Origin of the sequence: Pseudomonas sp. S3(2024), from assembly GCF_036861315.1 — a bacterium.
Lineage (GTDB): Bacteria > Pseudomonadota > Gammaproteobacteria > Pseudomonadales > Pseudomonadaceae > Aquipseudomonas > Aquipseudomonas putida_A.
Map to the genome: position 1 here is coordinate 355,040 of NZ_JAZAQQ010000001.1, position 15,788 is coordinate 370,827.

A 15,788-nucleotide genomic window follows, 5' to 3' on the forward strand; every position below is an offset into this window, starting at 1 on the left:
TCGCGAGCAGGCTCACTCCTACAGGGGAATGCATTCCAATTGTAGGAGTGAGCCTGCTCGCGATAGCGTCCGCAAACTGTACGCCTAAGTCTGTGCCTAGCTGTAACAGCCCGACCCGCCCGGTTTATGGCTAGATGAAGCCACCTTCCTGTCACCTTCAATTCTGGTCACTCACATGTCCTCGCGCGAAAACACCGGCATGGCCCTCGGCCTGCTCGGGGTTGTGATTTTCAGCCTCACCCTGCCCTTCACCCGGATTGTGGTGCAGGAACTGCATCCGCTGCTCAACGGCCTCGGCCGCGCGCTGTTCGCGGCGATTCCCGCGGCAGCGTTGTTGTTATGGCGACGCGAGAAGTGGCCGAGCTGGCAGCAGATCAAAGGCCTGAGCCTGGTGATCGCCGGGGTGATTCTCGGCTTCCCGGTGCTGTCGGCGTGGGCCATGCAGACCTTACCGGCGTCCCACGGCGCCCTGGTCAACGGTTTGCAGCCGCTGTGCGTGGCGCTGTATGCCGCCTGGCTGTCCCATGAACGCCCGTCGAAAGCCTTCTGGGCCTGCGCCGCACTGGGCAGTGCGCTGGTGCTCGGCTACGCGTTGTACACCGGCGCCGGGAGCATTCAGGCCGGTGACTTGTTGATGCTCGGCGCAATTGCCGTCGGCGGTCTGGGGTATGCCGAGGGTGGCCGGTTGGCCAGGGAAATGGGCGGCTGGCAGGTGATCTGCTGGGCGCTGGTGCTGTCGACGCCGCTGCTGATCGGGCCAGTCTTGTATCTGGCGCTGCAACATCACGGTGCAGTGTCAGCCAAGGCCTGGTGGGCGTTCGGCTACGTGGCACTGTTTTCGCAGTTTCTCGGCTTCTTCGCCTGGTACGCCGGGTTGGCGATGGGCGGGATCGCGCGGGTCAGTCAGATCCAGTTGCTGCAGATCTTCTTCACCATCGCGTTTTCGGCGCTGTTCTTTGGTGAACATGTCGAGCCGATTACCTGGGTGTTTGCCTGCGGGGTCATCGCAACGGTGATGCTTGGGCGCAAGACCGCCATCAAACCCCATGTGGGAGCGAGCCTGCTCGCGAAGGGGCCATAACAGCCAGCAGCATCCTTGGCTGGCACTCCGCGTTCGCGAGCAGGCTCGCTCCCACAAGATCAGACGAGAAAGCCGTCGGCGCGCAGCAGGGTTTCCAGACAGTGCTCGCTGATGTTGTAGAAATCCTTGAGCTCCTGAATCTTCACCAGCAACTGAGCCGGGTCCACCGGCTCGGCGCGTTTCACCGCGAGAATCATCTTGTTCTTGTTGGTGTGTTCCAGCGAGATGAATTCGAACACTTTGGTCTCGTAACCGCAGGCTTCGAGGAACAGTGCACGCAGGCTGTCGGTGACCATTTCCGCCTGTTGGCCCAGGTGCAGACCGTATTGCAGCATCGGCTTGAGCAGCGCCGGGCTCTGGATCTGCAGGCGGATCTGTTTGTGGCAGCACGGCGAGCACATGATGATCGACGCGCCGGAACGGATGCCGGTGTGGATCGCGTAGTCGGTGGCGATGTCGCAGGCATGCAGGGCGATCATCACGTCCAGTTCGCTCGGCGCCACGCTGCGCACGTCACCGCACTTGAACACCAGCCCCGGGTGCTCCAGTTTCGCCGCGGCGGCGTTGCACAGGTTGACCATCTCTTCGCGCAGCTCGACGCCGGTGACTTCGCCTTCGGCCTTGAGCGTGTTGCGCAGGTAATCGTGGATGGCGAACGTCAGGTAACCCTTGCCCGAGCCGAAGTCCGCCACCCGCACCGGTTTATCCAGCGCCAGCGGTGACGAGGTCAACGCATGGCTGAAGACTTCGATGAATTTGTTGATCTGCTTCCACTTGCGCGACATCGCCGGGATCAGCTCGTGTTGCGCGTTGGTCACGCCCAGGTCCTTGAGGAACGGCCGGCTCAAGTCCAGAAAACGGTTCTTCTCACGGTTGTGCTCGGCGGACGGCGCTTCACGCAATTGCTGAGGTTTGCTCTTGAACAGTGAACTCTTGCCCTTTTTGCTGTATTCGAGCTGGGCTTCGTCGGTCACGGTCAGCAAATGCGCATTCTTGAACGCGGCCGGCAACAGCTCGGCAATCACCGCCACGCCTTCGCTCAGCGGCAGATTCTTGGTGATGTCACGGGTCTTGTAGCGATAGACAAACGACAGGTGTGGCTGCGCCTTGACCGTCACCGCTTTGATGATGATCCGCTGCAGATCCGCCTCTTCACCCATGTACTTGGCCAGCACCAGTTTGATGAAGCCGTTGTGTTCGAGGCTGGTTTGCAGCAGCTCGATGAACTGGGTGTGGTGATCGGGTGCGGGCTTGAGGGAGGGGGCGGTAACGGACATGGAAAAGCGGCCTCGGACGGGCGAAATCGGGAATGGCGGGTATTTTAGGGGGGATGGCGCTTGGGGACACGTTCTTATTTACCCAACGGCACAAGAACTCAGCGCACTGCCTGGCCCCTGTGGGAGCGGGCTTGCTCGCGAAAGCGGCGTATCAGGCGACATCGATGTTGAATGTCAGACCGTATTCGCAAGCAAGCCCGCTCCCACACTGGCTCGGCGTAATCCGGCCATATGTATCAGACAGGCCTTGTTCAGCGGGACCGGAAAGAACCGCACCCAGACTCAGCCCAACACAATCAACCGATTGGGCAATTCATTCCTCACCTGCGTTACCGGCACGTGCACCTTGAGCAGTTCCCCACAGGCATCGATGCAGGTGACAAAGCCCTCGAGCGTGCGCCCCTGCCGCACCTGCTCGGTGAACGCGGCGACGATCGCGTCCCAGCTTTTGTTGTCCAGCCGCCGGGAAATCCCCTCGTCCACCAGAATCTCCACGTAGCGCTCGGCCTCGCAGACAAAGATCAGCATCCCGGTGCTGCCGACGGTGTGGTGCAGGTTCTGTTCGAGGAACTGCCGCCGCGCCAGATTCGATGCCCGCCAGTGGCGCACGCGGCGCGGGATCAGATGGGTGGTGATCTTCGGCAGGCGAAACAGCAGGCACAGGACGATGAACAGCCCCCATTGCACCAGCAACAGGCTGTGCATGGTCAGCCAGCCCGTCAGGTAATGGACGATGCCCGGCACCAGCAGCGCCAGCAGGCTGGCCCACAGCAGCGGAATGTACGCGTAGTCATCGGCGCGGGCTGCCAGCACGGTGACCAGTTCGGCGTCGGTGTCGCGCTCGACCCGGGCAATCGCCTCGGCGACTTTGCGTTGTTCGTGTTCAGTCAGTAATGCCATGTCGAAAAGTGCCTGATCATTATTGTTGTGTGTTCACCAGCCGCCGGACGAACCGCCGCCGCCGAAACTGCCCCCGCCGCCGCTGAAGCCCCCGCCTCCACCGCCACCGCCAAATCCACCACCGCCGAAACCGCCCCCGCCTCCGGAGCCGCCACGGCCGGCGGGAAGGATACCGAGCATCTGGCAGACAAACACGGTCAGGATGAACAACACCACCAGAAACACGAACAACAGCGGATGCCGCGAGACAAAATCACTCTGCGGATCACCGCTCGACTCGTACACCGTCGATGGCTCGTCCAGCGGATTGCCGCCGAGCACCACCAGCATCGCCGCCACACCGTCGCTGATGCCCTTGCTGAAATTGCCGGCCTTGAACGCGGGGGTGATCACTTGATGGATGATCACCGAACTCTGCGCATCGGTCAGCCGATCCTCCAGGCCATAGCCGACTTCGATGCGCAGTTTGCGCTCGTCACGGGCAACGATCAGCAGCGCGCCGTTGTTCTTGTCCTTCTGACCGATGCCCCAGTGCCGGCCCAGTTGCACGCCGTAATCCTCGATGGTGGTGCCCTGCAGATCAGGCACCGTGACCACCACCAGTTGCTCGCCGGTCGCCTGTTCATGCGCCTGCAATTGCTGGCTCAACTGGGCGCGCACCGAGGGCTCGATCATCTGCGCCTCGTCCACCACCCGCCCGCTCAGCGCCGGGAACGTCAATTCGGCCCGGGCGCTGAGGGCGAACAGCCACAGCATCAGCACCAGGCCTATCTTCAACACACGCATGGGCAACCTCGAATCAGAACTTCACTTCCGGGGCCTTTTCCGCGCCGGGGGTGGTGGCTTCGAAGGTTTCGCGAATCGGCAGATCGCTGTACATCACGCTGTGCCAGAGGCGCCCGGGAAAGGTGCGGATCTCGGTGTTGTATTTCTGCACCGCCAGAATGAAATCGCGCCGCGCCACGGCAATCCGGTTTTCCGTGCCTTCGAGCTGCGATTGCAGGGCGAGGAAGTTCTGGTTGGCTTTCAGATCCGGGTAGCGCTCGGACACCACCATCAAACGGCTGAGCGCACCGCTCAACTGATCTTGGGCCTGCTGGAACTGCTTGAGTTTTTCCGGGTTGTCGAGGGTGCTGGCATCGACCTGGATCGACGTCGCCTTGGCCCGCGCCTCGACCACGGCGGTCAGGGTCGCCTCCTCATGCTTGGCGTAGCCTCTGACGGTCTCCACCAGGTTGGGGATCAGGTCGGCACGGCGCTGGTACTGGTTCTGGACCTGGCCCCAGGCCGCCTTGGCCTGTTCATCGAGGGTCGGGATATTGTTGATGCCGCATGCGGTCAACAAAGTGGCAAGCACCAGCAGCGTGGCGACCTGCAGACGCGAGCGGTAGGTTGGACTGACATTCATCAAAGTGATGCTCCCTGGCATATTTCATAAAAAACCGACCGTGAAACCTTCTGCATCAGCGGTTGGGGCATAATCGGCCGCGCCACTGGATTGCAACGGGCCGATGGGCTAAAAAGAGGCCCTGCGCAAACGCAGCCGAGTGTCGGCGGGCGTTTTTGGCTCGGTCATTTTGAGCCTGCACCCGAACAACAATAGTCGCTCCCTAACTTTTGGCTGGCCGGCATTGCATTGCCGCTTGGGCCCTTGAGAAAAATATTCATGAAGAAGCTGTGTTTGCTGGGCCTGTTCGTCAGCCTGGCCAGTCATCAAGTATTGGCCGCCACGACCCCGGTACCCCTGGAAAACAAGGACGCGTTCATCAGCAATCTGATGAAACAAATGACCCTCGATGAAAAGATCGGCCAGTTGCGCCTGATCAGCATCGGCCCGGAAATGCCCCGTGAGTTGATCCGCAAAGAGATCGCTGCGGGCAACATCGGCGGTACGTTCAACTCGATCACCCGCCCGGAAAACCGTCCGATGCAGGACGCGGCGATGCGCAGTCGCCTGAAGATTCCGATGTTTTTTGCGTACGACGTGATCCACGGTCACCGTACGATTTTCCCGATTCCGCTGGCCCTGGCATCGAGCTGGGACATGGACGCCATCGGTCAGTCCGGGCGCGTTGCCGCCAAGGAAGCCGCGGCCGACAGCCTCGACATCACCTTCGCGCCGATGGTCGACATCTCCCGCGATCCGCGCTGGGGCCGCAGCTCCGAAGGGTTCGGTGAAGACACCTACCTGACCTCGCGCATTGCCAAAGTGATGGTCAAGGCCTATCAGGGCGACACGCCGAGCGCGGCTGACAGCATCATGGCCAGCGTCAAGCACTTCGCCCTGTATGGCGCGGTCGAGGGCGGGCGCGACTACAACGTCGTCGACATGAGCCCGGTGAAGATGTACCAGGACTACCTGCCACCGTACCGCGCGGCGATCGACGCCGGTGCCGGCGGGGTGATGGTGGCGTTGAACTCGATCAACGGCATTCCGGCCACCGCCAACACCTGGCTGATGAACGACCTGCTGCGCAAGGACTGGGGCTTCAAGGGCCTGGCCGTCAGCGACCACGGGGCGATCTTCGAGCTGATCAAGCACGGCGTGGCCGCCGACGGTCGTGAAGCGGCGAAACTGGCGATCAAGGCCGGCATCGACATGAGCATGAACGACACCCTGTACGGCAAAGAGCTGCCGGGGCTGCTCAAGTCCGGCGAGATCGAGCAGAAAGACATCGACAACGCCGTGCGCGAAGTGCTCGCCGCCAAGTACGACATGGGCCTGTTCAAGGATCCGTACCTGCGCATCGGCAAGGCCGAGGATGATCCGGCCGACACCTACGCCGAAAGCCGTCTGCACCGCGCCGAAGCGCGTGACGTCGCGCGGCGCAGCCTGGTGCTGCTGAAGAATCAGAACGACACCCTGCCGCTGAAGAAAGACGCGAAAGTCGCGCTGGTCGGCCCATTGGCCAAGGCGCCGATCGACATGATGGGCAGTTGGGCGGCGGCCGGTAAGCCGGCGCAATCGGTGACGCTGTTCGACGGTATGAGCTCAGTGATCGGCGACAAGGCGAATCTGATCTACGCCCGTGGCGCGAACATCACCAGCGACAAGAAGGTTCTGGATTACCTGAACTTCCTCAACTTCGACGCCCCGGAAGTGGTCGATGATCCGCGCCCGGCCAACGTGTTGATTGACGAAGCGGTGAAAGCCGCCAAGGACGCTGACGTGATCGTCGCCGCCGTTGGCGAGTCCCGTGGCATGTCCCACGAGTCCTCCAGCCGCACCGACCTGAACATCCCGGAAAATCAGCGCGAGCTGATCCGGGCCCTGAAAGCCACCGGCAAACCACTGGTACTGGTACTGATGAACGGCCGTCCGCTGACCATCCTCGAAGAGAACCAGTCGGCTGATGCGATTCTGGAAACCTGGTTCAGCGGCACCGAGGGCGGTAACGCGATCGCCGACGTGCTGTTCGGCGACTACAACCCTTCGGGCAAACTGCCGGTGACGTTCCCGCGTTCCGTGGGCCAGATCCCGACCTACTACAACCACCTGAGCATTGGCCGGCCGTTCACGCCGGGCAAACCGGGCAACTACACCTCGCAGTATTTCGATGACACCACCGGTCCCCTGTTCCCGTTCGGTTACGGCCTGAGCTACACCCGGTTCACGCTGAGCGACATGGCGCTGTCGTCAACCACGCTGAACAAGACCGGCAAGCTCGATGCCAGTGTCACCCTGAAAAATACCGGCAAACGTGACGGCGAAACCGTGGTACAGCTGTACATCCAGGACGTCGCCGGTTCGATGATTCGCCCGGTGAAAGAACTGAAGAACTTCCAGAAAGTCATGCTCAAGGCCGGCGAACAGAAAGTCGTGCACTTCACCATCACCGAGGATGACCTGAAGTTCTACAACGCCCAGCTCAAGTACGCAGCCGAGCCTGGCAAGTTCAACGTGCAGATCGGCCTGGATTCGCAGGATGTGACGCAGCAGAGTTTTGAGTTGCTGTAATTATTCAGGCAACACATAAACCCCTGTAGGAGTGAGCCTGCTCGCGATAGCGGTCTATCAGCCAGATCAATGCTGAATGACACGACGCCATCGCGAGCAGGCTCACTCCCACATTTGGTTTTGGTGTGTGGCTGCTAGCCGCGTCTGTCGAGGATATTGACCACCAACCGATCCACCCAGCCCCAAACCCGCTGCTTCACCCGCCGCCACAACGGCCGGCGCTGCCACTCCTCCAGACTGACCTGCTGGCTCAGACCGAAATCCTTCTCGAAACTCTGCACCACCGCTGCCGTCAACGACGGGTCCAGCGCTTCCAGGTTCGCCTCCAGATTGAAGCGCAGGTTCCAGTGATCGAAGTTGCACGAACCGATGCTCACCCACTCGTCCACCAACACCATTTTCAGGTGCAGGAAGCACGGCTGATATTCGAAGATCTGCACCCCGGCCTTGAGCAGGCGCGGGTAGTAGCGATGGCCGGCGTAACGCACCGACGGGTGATCGGTACGCGGCCCGGTCAGCAATAACCGCACGTCGACACCACGGGCAGCGGCCTTGCGCAGCGAGCGGCGGATGTTCCAGGTCGGCAGGAAATACGGGGTGGCCATCCAGATGCGTTTCTGCCCGCTGTTCAGTGCACGAAACAGCGACTGCAGAATGTCGCGATGCTGACGGGCATCGGCATAGGCCACACGGCCCATGCCCTCGCCCATGTCCGGAACCTTGGGCAAGCGTGGCAGGCCGACATGCGCCGACGGTTTCCACGCCCGGCGATGGCGGTTGGCGATCCATTGGCGGTCGAACAGCACTTGCCAGTCCAGCACCAGCGGGCCGCTGATTTCCACCATCACTTCGTGCCATTCGCTGCTGTCCTGCCCCGGCGTCCAGAACTCATCGGTGACACCGGTGCCACCGACCACCGCCAGACGCTGATCGACCAGCAGCAATTTGCGGTGATCGCGATAGAAGTTGCCGACCCAGCGCCGCCAGTTCAGGCGATTGTAGAAACGCAGTTCGACCCCGGCTTTGGTCAGGCGCTGACGCAGGTGCAGGGTAAACGCGAGGCTGCCGTAGTCATCGAACAGGCAGCGTACCCGCACTCCGCGCTCGGCGGCCTGGACCAGCGCCTGAACCACGGCCTCGGCACAAGCGCCCGCCTCCACCAGATACAACTCCAGTTCGACCTGCTCCTCGGCGCGGGCAATTTCCACCAGCATGCGCGGGAAGAATTGCGGGCCGTCGATCAACAGTTCGAACCGGTTGCCGTCACGCCACGGAAACACCGCGCCGCGCATGTCAGCGCGCCGTGAAAATCAGCACCGCACCCACCGGTACCGACAGACTGATGGCCGACAGGCCGGCCAGGTCGCGCAGGGTTTCCAGCCCCGGCGCCAGATCGAAATCCTCGGCGTTGATCACCAACGGCTCCAGGGTCACCACTTGAAAACGCCGGTCGTCGAGACGGGTGGCCAGCAACTCTGCCGGGTATTCATGTTGCTTGCCGTGCAGGTTGACGGTCAGCGGCAGACGCAATTCCAGCTGCGCACCGGGGGCCAGATCGTTGATCGGGCGCAGGTCGATCCGGGTGCTGATGGTCGCTTCGGGGAATTGCTCGATCTGGAACAGCTCCTTGCGCATGCGCTCGTCGCGCAGCGGGATGCCGCTGTTGATCGAATCCAGCTCGACTTCGACTTCAGCGCGGCCATCCGGATCGACCTTGCCGTGCAGCACCAGAAAGCGCTGCACTTCAGAAATGTGGGCGTTTTTCGTGCTGACGAACGACAGCCGCGACGACTCGCCATCCAGATACCAGTTGGCCTGCGCCGGCAGCGCGGCGGCAGTCAGCAGCAGACTGGCGAAGGTTGTATAGAGGGAGCGGTTGAACATTGAATACTCGTGGGGGCGATAAACCTGCACGAACCTTAACCGCCCACGCCGTTATTGCAAACTGATCGCCGCAAATCTATCGATTGGTGAAACCTCCTGTGGGAGCTGGCTTGCTCGCAAAGGCGGTGAGTCAGTCAACACAAATACTGAATGGCACACCACATTCGCGAGCAAGCCCGCTCCCACAGGGTTATCTATTGACTTGAGGATTGAGGCGGCAGCCCTGGCGTTCGCCCAGCCACTGGGCACGATTGCTGCGGCCCATGCCGCTGACGGTGATGGTTTTGCTCGCGCTGTCATCGCTAAAGTGGCTGGTTGGCAGCCACTGTTTCACATAACCCCGGCAGTATTCGGCATCGTTGTTCATCACGTAACGACACGAACAATATTCCTTGGCCGTGTACGCGCTGATGATGTCGGGGAACGCCCAGAGGTTTTCCCGTTCGAGCCAGATCCAGCCGAGCAGCACGATCAGCGCCAGCAGCAACACCCGCTTCAACAGTTTCATGGCTGCACCGCCTTGAGTACGCGTTTGAGCAGTTCGTTATGGCGATAGTTGCCGTCGCGATCATCGGCGTAACGCACGATCACCAGTTTCTCGCTGGGGATCACATACAGCGCCTGGCCCCAGTGGCCGAGGGCGGCGAAGGTGTCGGGCGGCGCGTCGGGCCACGGCGCGGCGGCGCCATCCGCCGGGCGATTGAGCCACCACTGACCACCGGGCACCGCTTCGTCCTGATGCGCCTTGTAGCCGGCAAAGGCAGTGCGGTTGAAAGCGACCCAATCCTTGGGCAGCAATTGCCGGTCGTGCCAACGTCCGTCGCGAGCCATCAGCAGACCGACCCGCGCCAGATCCCGCGCCGTGAGATAGGCATAAGAGGACGCGACAAACGTACCGCCGGCATCGGTTTCCCACACGGCGTGGCGGATGCCCAGCGGCTCGAACAACGCGGTCCATGGATAGTCGGGATAACGCTGCGGGCCCACCATGTTCTTCAGCGCCGCCGCCAGCAGATTGCTGTCGCCACTGGAGTAACGGAACGTCTGCCCCGGCGGCGCATAAGCGTCGTGATTGGCAGTGAACGCGGGCATGTCGCGGTGCCCACGGGTGTAGAGCATCGCCACCACCGAGGATTTCAGCGGCGCGTATTCGTAGTCTTCCTGCCAGTCCAGCCCGGAAGCCCAGTGCAGCAGATCCGCCACGGTGATCGTGGGGTGTTGTTCCAGCGCCGGATAAAACTTCGCGACCGGATCATCCAGTTTGAACAGGCCTTCGCCATAGGCCACACCCAGCACGGTGGCCATCAGGCTTTTGCTGATCGACCAGGTCAGGTGCGGGGTCTCGGCACGGGTCGGGCCGGCGTAGCGTTCGTAGATCAACTGGCTGTCGCGGATGATCAGCAGCGCGTCCGTGCGGATGCCCTGGCGGGTAGTGTCGTCGCGGGGTGGGAAGGCGTAGGTCTCCAATGCCTCGACCGCTGCGCCGCTGATTTTTGCGTCAGTCGGCCATTGCTCACCGGGCCATTGTTCGGCCTGGACCGTGAAGCTGATCAGCAGCAGAAACAGGGACAGGCTTTTGCGCATGGTGAGGGCTCTTGGGGAGAACCTGCTGAGGGTAGTCTTGCCACATGACAGATGTGTGGTGTTTTTGCCGCCGCCTTCGCGAGCAAGCCCGCTCCCACATTTGAAACGCATTCCAAGGGTGGGAGCGGGCTTGCTCGCGAAGAGGCCAGTCAGCCCACCGCCAAAGCCTTGGCCAAGCGTTTGGCCCGCGCGCCGGCCGCCAACTGCATCACTCCCTGATCACGCTGCCACATCTGCGCCCACTCCGGACTACCCTCGGCCAACGCCTGATCGATCTCGCCCTTCAGCGCATCAAACTGCGCAAACAAACCGCCCAACAGCACATGCCCGGCCGGGTTGTTCGGTGGCTGGCGACTCGCTTCCGCGCACCCGGCCAACAGCGCCAGCAAGCGCAACAGCAGCGGCTGCGACCAGCCGCTGTCCTGACCGACACCGTACAGCCACGCGGTCATCGCGCTCAGCACATAGACATCTTCCAGGCTACGAAACGGCTTCACATAAGCGTCCCAGCCATCGCCCGCGAGCAATTCGCACAACGCGCCGTCCAGATGCAGCCGACCGTGACTGATGTCCGGCATCAGCGGCAGCGCTGGGAGTTTTTCCACACGCACGCCGGGTTCGCCGGGATAGACCACCGCCAGACTCAGGCGCGGCGTTTCGCCGGGTTCTTCACTGCGCGCGGCGACGAGCAGCCAGTCCGCCGCGTCCCCGGCGGTGACGAAATCCTTTCGCCCGTTGAGGCGCAAATCCGTCAGGCGCGTCTGCATGTCCGCCGGGCGCAGGCTGCGCTGCTCGGTCGCACACAACGCGCCAAGACTCGGCGGCGCGCTCGGCCAGAGCATGCGCAACGCCGCCTGATACCCCACCAGAAACGCCAGCCCCGGCGTCGCCATGCGCCGCCCTCCGGCCACCGCCAGTTCGAACGGCGTCACGTTGCCCAATTGATGCAGCAAGGTAGCGAAACCTTCCGCCAGATCAGTCACGGCGGGCAGGCGTTCATGGCTTTCGAGCAGGCTGGGCCAGGGCATAAGAGGCTCCTTGAGGGCTGTCATACAAGCATCACCAAACGTTCACGGTGATGACACCGGGGCTACATAGCCTGACTTTGCACAACATGGCTGCATAAAGAAAGTCGATCGGCTGCAACCCACGACGGGTTCAAGGCCCGTACGGAGATTCAAATGACTCAGATCGCCCGCATCAGCGACACCGGCAATGAACGCCGCCTGCAAGCCGAACGCCTGATCGGCGCCGAGGCCTTGCAGCAAGCCCAGGCCTTGCGCTTCAGCGTATTCAGCGGCGAGTTCAACGCCAAGCTGAAAGGCGCGGAACTGGGTCTGGACATGGATGACTATGATGTTCACTGCAGCCACATCGGCGTGCGTGACCTGAACACCGGGCGTCTGGTCGCCACCACCCGTTTGCTCGATCACACCGCCGCCAGCAGCCTGGGCAAGTTCTACAGCGAAGAAGAATTCAGTCTGCATGGCCTCGCCCATCTGCAAGGCCCGATCCTCGAAATCGGCCGCACCTGCGTCGACCCGGCCTACCGCAACGGCGGCACCATCGCCGTGCTCTGGGGTGAACTGGCCGAAGTGTTGAATCAGGGCGGCTACAGCTACCTGATGGGTTGCGCGAGCATTCCGATGCAGGATGGCGGCGTGCAGGCCCACGCGATCATGCAGCGTCTGCGCGAGCGTTATCTGTGCACCGAACACCTGCGCGCCGAGCCGAAGAATCCCCTGCCGTCGCTGGATATTCCATCGAACGTGATCGCCGAAATGCCACCGCTGCTCAAGGCCTACATGCGCCTGGGTGCGAAGATCTGCGGCGAGCCGTGCTGGGACGAAGACTTCCAGGTCGCCGACGTGTTCATCCTGCTCAAGCGCGACGAACTCTGCCCACGCTACGCCAAGCACTTCAAGGCGGCCGTGTGATGAGCCGGTTGCGCGTGTACGCGCGGATCACGCGGGTGCTGCTGGTGGTGGCGCTGGGCTTGACCATGGCCAGCGTCTTCGGCGTGTTCGAACGTCTGGGCCTGGCGCACTCGATGCAACGTCGGCAGCGCTGGTCGCGGTTTTTCATGGCGCGTTTGAGCAATGCCCTGCCCTTTCGCGTGACCGTGCACGGCGACCTGCCGAAGCAGCCGATGCTGTGGGTCAGCAATCATGTGTCATGGACTGACATTCCGCTGCTGGGCATGCTCACGCCGCTGTCGTTTCTGTCCAAGGCCGAAGTACGCACTTGGCCGGTGGCCGGCTGGCTGGCGGCGAAGGCCGGCAGTCTGTTCATCCGTCGCGGTTCGGGTGACAGCCAGTTGATCCGCAAACAGATGACCCGTCACCTGCAAACGCAACATCCGTTGCTGATGTTCCCGGAAGGCACCACCACCGATGGCCGCTCGCTGCGCACCTTTCATGGTCGCCTGCTGTCGGCGGCGATTGATTCGGAGGTGATGCTGCAACCGGTGGCGATCCGTTATCTGCGCAATGGCGAAATCGACGCGCTGGCGCCGTTCATTGGTGACGATGATCTGCTGTCGCATCTGATGCGTCTGTTCAGCCACGACTGCGGCGATGTCGAAGTGCATCTGCTCAAGCCGATCGCCTGTCAGGGCCGCGAACGTGCGGCGCTGGCGTTCGAAGCGCAGCAGGCGGTGCAGAAGGCGTTGTTTGGTGATATCGCCAAAGCGGCCGAACCGCGTCGCGCCGGCGAATTGATCGCTGCCTGAAACACAGATCCCCCCTGTGGGAGCGGGCTTGCTCGCGAAAGCGGTGGTTCAGCCAATGCACATGTTGAATGACCTACCGCATTCGCGAGCGAGCCCGCTCCCACAGGGGGTTACTGCGTTGCCGACGTTTGTGCAAATTCTTGAAGCTGCGGATAGAACAAGCGGAAATCCTCACTCAGCGGTTCATACAAGCGCCGTAATTCCTGCATCGCCCCCGCCAGCTCCTCAGGCCGGGTCAGGCGGCGGGAGATCCCGCGCAGCACCTGCTCCAACACTTCAAACTCTTGATACGAACCCAGCCAGTCATTGGCAACCATGTGCGGCGCGATTTTCGCCAGGCGTTCGGGCAATTGCCGCTCATTCGACAGCACCCGGTACACGTCACGGGTGAACTGCTGCAGCGGTTGATCGGCGTACAGCGTCCAGTCGCGGGCCAGGCAATGGTCGAAAAACACATCGAGGACAATCCCCGCGTAACGCCGCCGGGTCTCGGTGAAACGCCCGAGGGCGATGTCCACCAACGGATGGCGATCGGTGAACACATCAATCCGCCGATGCAACTGAATCGCCGCTTCAATCTGGGGTGCAAATTGCCCTTGCAGGCGTCCTTTGACGAAATCGCCATACAGACTGCCGAGTAATTGCTCGGGGTGCTGGCCTCCGAGGTGTAAATGTGCGAGATAGTTCATGGGCGCAGCTTAGCACTGCGCGCTTTCATCGTTACAGCACACGTATCGTTATAACCCGATATACCGATTTATGCGGTCGTCAGATCAAATTCATATTGGTATATCGCGAAATACCGATTTAAAGTTCGCCTCATCGCGATATAGCGCTACACATCACGAGCATAAAGCCATGAACCTCGACCTCGACGAAATAATAAAAGCCCTGGCACACCCAGTACGGCGAGACATTCTCATCTGGCTGAAAGACCCCAAAGCCCAGTTTCCTGAGCAGATACACAACCACGAGTACGGCATCTGCGCCGGGCAGATCGATCAACGCTGCGGCCTGTCGCAGTCGACCGTCTCCGCCCATCTGGCGACCCTGCAACGCGCAGGTCTGATCAGCAGCCAGAAAGCCGGCCAGTGGCACTTCTTCAAACGCAACGAGGACGTGATCCAGGCGTTCCTCGACGCCATCGTCAAAGAGCTCAGCGCTCCCACAAGGAATTGATTCAAATGCCCCTCTCGCTACTCATTCTGGCCTTGAGCGCCTTCGCCATCGGCACCACCGAGTTCGTCATCATGGGCCTGCTGCCCGATGTGGCGGCCGACCTCGGTGTGTCGATTCCCGGCGCCGGCTGGCTGGTGACCGGTTACGCCCTGGGCGTGGCCATCGGTGCGCCGTTCATGGCACTGGCCACTGCCAGACTGCCGCGCAAGGCCGCACTGGTAGCGCTGATGGGCATTTTCATCGTCGGTAACCTGCTGTGTGCCATCGCCAGTGACTACAACGTGCTGATGTTTGCCCGTGTCGTCACGGCGCTGTGCCATGGTGCGTTCTTCGGTATCGGTTCTGTGGTAGCCGCCGGGCTGGTCGCGCCGAACAAACGCGCATCGGCCGTGGCGCTGATGTTCACCGGGCTAACCCTGGCCAACGTGCTCGGTGTACCGCTGGGCACGGCGCTGGGCCAGGAAGCCGGCTGGCGCTCGACCTTCTGGGCGGTGACCGTGATTGGTGTAGTGGCGCTGATCGGTCTGATCCGCTTCCTGCCGGCCAAACGTGACGAGGAAAAACTCGACATGCGCGCCGAACTCGCCGCCCTCAAAGGCGCCGGCATCTGGCTGTCGCTGAGCATGACCGCGCTGTTCGCCGCGTCGATGTTCACCCTCTTCACCTATGTCGCGCCGCTGCTCGGTGATGTCACCGGTGTCTCGCCAAAAGGCGTGACCTGGACCCTGCTGCTGATCGGCCTCGGTCTGACGGTGGGCAACATCATCGGCGGCAAGCTGGCGGACAAGCGTCTCGGCGCGACCCTGATCGGCGTGTTCGTGGCGATGGCGGTGGTTTCCACCGTGCTGAGCTGGACCAGCGTCGCGCTGATCCCGACGGAGATCACCCTGTTCCTCTGGGCCACCGCTTCGTTTGCCGCCGTCCCGGCGCTGCAAGTCAACGTGGTGACCTTCGGCAAGGCCGCACCGAACCTGGTGTCGACCCTGAACATCGGCGCTTTCAACATCGGCAACGCCCTGGGCGCCTGGGTCGGTGGCAGCGTCATCGCCCACGGTTTCGGCCTGACCAGCGTGCCCCTGGCCGCCGCCGCGCTGGCCGTGCTCGCGCTGCTGGTGACCCTGATCACTTTCCGTCAGAACGGCGATGCCGGCCTGGCCCCTGCTACCCACTGATTAACCACTTCACTGACGAGGG

General features: G+C 62.0%; 16 protein-coding genes. 6 read left to right on the forward strand and 10 right to left on the reverse strand.

Annotation, left to right across the window (positions count from 1 at the left end):
- The first annotated feature begins 175 nt into the window (after window positions 1-175).
- Window positions 176-1,081 (forward strand): DMT family transporter, encoded by a 906-nt coding sequence (locus VLA07_RS01695; protein WP_330206394.1) that lies wholly within the window; start codon window positions 176-178, stop codon window positions 1,079-1,081.
- A 59-nt stretch (window positions 1,082-1,140) separates the two neighbouring features.
- Here VLA07_RS01695 and VLA07_RS01700 read toward each other — a convergent pair whose 3' ends face one another.
- From VLA07_RS01700 to VLA07_RS01715, 4 genes are all read right to left on the reverse strand, one after another.
- Window positions 1,141-2,358, reverse strand: a complete 1,218-nt coding sequence (locus VLA07_RS01700; protein WP_333988310.1) for a class I SAM-dependent methyltransferase — start codon at window positions 2,356-2,358, stop codon at window positions 1,141-1,143.
- Window positions 2,359-2,640: 282 nt separating this feature from the next.
- Window positions 2,641-3,258 (reverse strand): TPM domain-containing protein, encoded by a 618-nt coding sequence (locus VLA07_RS01705; protein ID WP_330206392.1) that lies wholly within the window; start codon window positions 3,256-3,258, stop codon window positions 2,641-2,643.
- Window positions 3,259-3,291: 33 nt separating this feature from the next.
- Window positions 3,292-4,044 (reverse strand): TPM domain-containing protein, encoded by a 753-nt coding sequence (locus VLA07_RS01710; protein ID WP_115986204.1) that lies wholly within the window; start codon window positions 4,042-4,044, stop codon window positions 3,292-3,294.
- 13 nt (window positions 4,045-4,057) lie between these two features.
- Window positions 4,058-4,666, reverse strand: a complete 609-nt coding sequence (locus VLA07_RS01715) for a LemA family protein (RefSeq protein ID WP_007963199.1) — start codon at window positions 4,664-4,666, stop codon at window positions 4,058-4,060.
- Window positions 4,667-4,924: 258 nt separating this feature from the next.
- On the opposite strand from VLA07_RS01715, the gene bglX reads away from it, so the two are divergent.
- Entirely contained in the window at window positions 4,925-7,216 is a 2,292-nt protein-coding gene (gene bglX / locus VLA07_RS01720) for a beta-glucosidase BglX (RefSeq protein ID WP_258678795.1), read from the forward strand.
- Window positions 7,217-7,350: 134 nt separating this feature from the next.
- Here bglX and VLA07_RS01725 read toward each other — a convergent pair whose 3' ends face one another.
- The 5 genes from VLA07_RS01725 to VLA07_RS01745 form a co-directional block, all read right to left on the reverse strand.
- Window positions 7,351-8,508: a phospholipase D-like domain-containing protein gene (locus VLA07_RS01725; RefSeq protein WP_333988312.1), complete on the reverse strand. Its 1,158-nt coding sequence runs from the start codon at window positions 8,506-8,508 to the stop codon at window positions 7,351-7,353.
- Between the two features lies 1 nt (window position 8,509).
- Complete coding sequence (locus tag VLA07_RS01730; protein ID WP_333988313.1) at window positions 8,510-9,100, reverse strand: YceI family protein; 591 nt, start codon at window positions 9,098-9,100, stop codon at window positions 8,510-8,512.
- A 190-nt stretch (window positions 9,101-9,290) separates the two neighbouring features.
- Window positions 9,291-9,608: an amidase gene (locus VLA07_RS01735; RefSeq protein ID WP_096797055.1), complete on the reverse strand. Its 318-nt coding sequence runs from the start codon at window positions 9,606-9,608 to the stop codon at window positions 9,291-9,293.
- Complete coding sequence (locus tag VLA07_RS01740; protein ID WP_333988314.1) at window positions 9,605-10,684, reverse strand: serine hydrolase domain-containing protein; 1,080 nt, start codon at window positions 10,682-10,684, stop codon at window positions 9,605-9,607. Before VLA07_RS01740 ends, VLA07_RS01735 begins: the two co-directional genes overlap by 4 nt.
- 149 nt (window positions 10,685-10,833) lie before the next feature.
- Complete coding sequence (locus VLA07_RS01745; RefSeq protein WP_027614413.1) at window positions 10,834-11,712, reverse strand: acyl-CoA dehydrogenase family protein; 879 nt, start codon at window positions 11,710-11,712, stop codon at window positions 10,834-10,836.
- 153 nt (window positions 11,713-11,865) lie between these two features.
- Between VLA07_RS01745 and olsB the strand changes: the two genes are divergently transcribed.
- Entirely contained in the window at window positions 11,866-12,621 is a 756-nt protein-coding gene (gene olsB, locus VLA07_RS01750) for an L-ornithine N(alpha)-acyltransferase (RefSeq protein ID WP_007963187.1), read from the forward strand.
- Window positions 12,621-13,415, forward strand: a complete 795-nt coding sequence (locus VLA07_RS01755) for a lysophospholipid acyltransferase family protein (RefSeq protein WP_333988315.1) — start codon at window positions 12,621-12,623, stop codon at window positions 13,413-13,415. The genes olsB and VLA07_RS01755 overlap by 1 nt, the downstream gene beginning before the upstream one ends.
- A 110-nt stretch (window positions 13,416-13,525) precedes the next feature.
- On the opposite strand, the gene VLA07_RS01760 is transcribed toward VLA07_RS01755, so the two are convergent.
- Window positions 13,526-14,104, reverse strand: coding sequence for an acyl carrier protein phosphodiesterase (locus VLA07_RS01760; RefSeq protein ID WP_115988055.1), 579 nt, complete (start codon window positions 14,102-14,104; stop codon window positions 13,526-13,528).
- A gap of 169 nt (window positions 14,105-14,273) precedes the next feature.
- On the opposite strand from VLA07_RS01760, the gene VLA07_RS01765 reads away from it, so the two are divergent.
- The gene (locus tag VLA07_RS01765; protein ID WP_003222436.1) at window positions 14,274-14,594 is read left to right on the forward strand and encodes an ArsR/SmtB family transcription factor; all 321 of its coding nucleotides are present in this window, start codon (window positions 14,274-14,276) and stop codon (window positions 14,592-14,594) included.
- 5 nt (window positions 14,595-14,599) lie between these two features.
- Entirely contained in the window at window positions 14,600-15,766 is a 1,167-nt protein-coding gene (locus tag VLA07_RS01770) for an MFS transporter (protein ID WP_003222434.1), read from the forward strand.
- Window positions 15,767-15,788: the final 22 nt, after the last annotated feature.

What these genes read in the sequence shown, in the direction of transcription:
- VLA07_RS01695 (WP_330206394.1), top strand. Translation starts at nt 176, where the DNA reads ATGTCCTCGCGCGAAAACACCGGCATGGCCCTCGGCCTGCTCGGGGTT.
- VLA07_RS01700 (WP_333988310.1), bottom strand. Translation starts at nt 2,358, where the DNA reads ATGTCCGTTACCGCCCCCTCCCTCAAGCCCGCACCCGATCACCACACC.
- VLA07_RS01705 (WP_330206392.1), bottom strand. Translation starts at nt 3,258, where the DNA reads ATGGCATTACTGACTGAACACGAACAACGCAAAGTCGCCGAGGCGATT.
- VLA07_RS01710 (WP_115986204.1), bottom strand. Translation starts at nt 4,044, where the DNA reads ATGCGTGTGTTGAAGATAGGCCTGGTGCTGATGCTGTGGCTGTTCGCC.
- VLA07_RS01715 (WP_007963199.1), bottom strand. Translation starts at nt 4,666, where the DNA reads ATGAATGTCAGTCCAACCTACCGCTCGCGTCTGCAGGTCGCCACGCTG.
- bglX (WP_258678795.1), top strand. Translation starts at nt 4,925, where the DNA reads ATGAAGAAGCTGTGTTTGCTGGGCCTGTTCGTCAGCCTGGCCAGTCAT.
- VLA07_RS01725 (WP_333988312.1), bottom strand. Translation starts at nt 8,508, where the DNA reads ATGCGCGGCGCGGTGTTTCCGTGGCGTGACGGCAACCGGTTCGAACTG.
- VLA07_RS01730 (WP_333988313.1), bottom strand. Translation starts at nt 9,100, where the DNA reads ATGTTCAACCGCTCCCTCTATACAACCTTCGCCAGTCTGCTGCTGACT.
- VLA07_RS01735 (WP_096797055.1), bottom strand. Translation starts at nt 9,608, where the DNA reads ATGAAACTGTTGAAGCGGGTGTTGCTGCTGGCGCTGATCGTGCTGCTC.
- VLA07_RS01740 (WP_333988314.1), bottom strand. Translation starts at nt 10,684, where the DNA reads ATGCGCAAAAGCCTGTCCCTGTTTCTGCTGCTGATCAGCTTCACGGTC.
- VLA07_RS01745 (WP_027614413.1), bottom strand. Translation starts at nt 11,712, where the DNA reads ATGCCCTGGCCCAGCCTGCTCGAAAGCCATGAACGCCTGCCCGCCGTG.
- olsB (WP_007963187.1), top strand. Translation starts at nt 11,866, where the DNA reads ATGACTCAGATCGCCCGCATCAGCGACACCGGCAATGAACGCCGCCTG.
- VLA07_RS01755 (WP_333988315.1), top strand. Translation starts at nt 12,621, where the DNA reads ATGAGCCGGTTGCGCGTGTACGCGCGGATCACGCGGGTGCTGCTGGTG.
- VLA07_RS01760 (WP_115988055.1), bottom strand. Translation starts at nt 14,104, where the DNA reads ATGAACTATCTCGCACATTTACACCTCGGAGGCCAGCACCCCGAGCAA.
- VLA07_RS01765 (WP_003222436.1), top strand. Translation starts at nt 14,274, where the DNA reads ATGAACCTCGACCTCGACGAAATAATAAAAGCCCTGGCACACCCAGTA.
- VLA07_RS01770 (WP_003222434.1), top strand. Translation starts at nt 14,600, where the DNA reads ATGCCCCTCTCGCTACTCATTCTGGCCTTGAGCGCCTTCGCCATCGGC.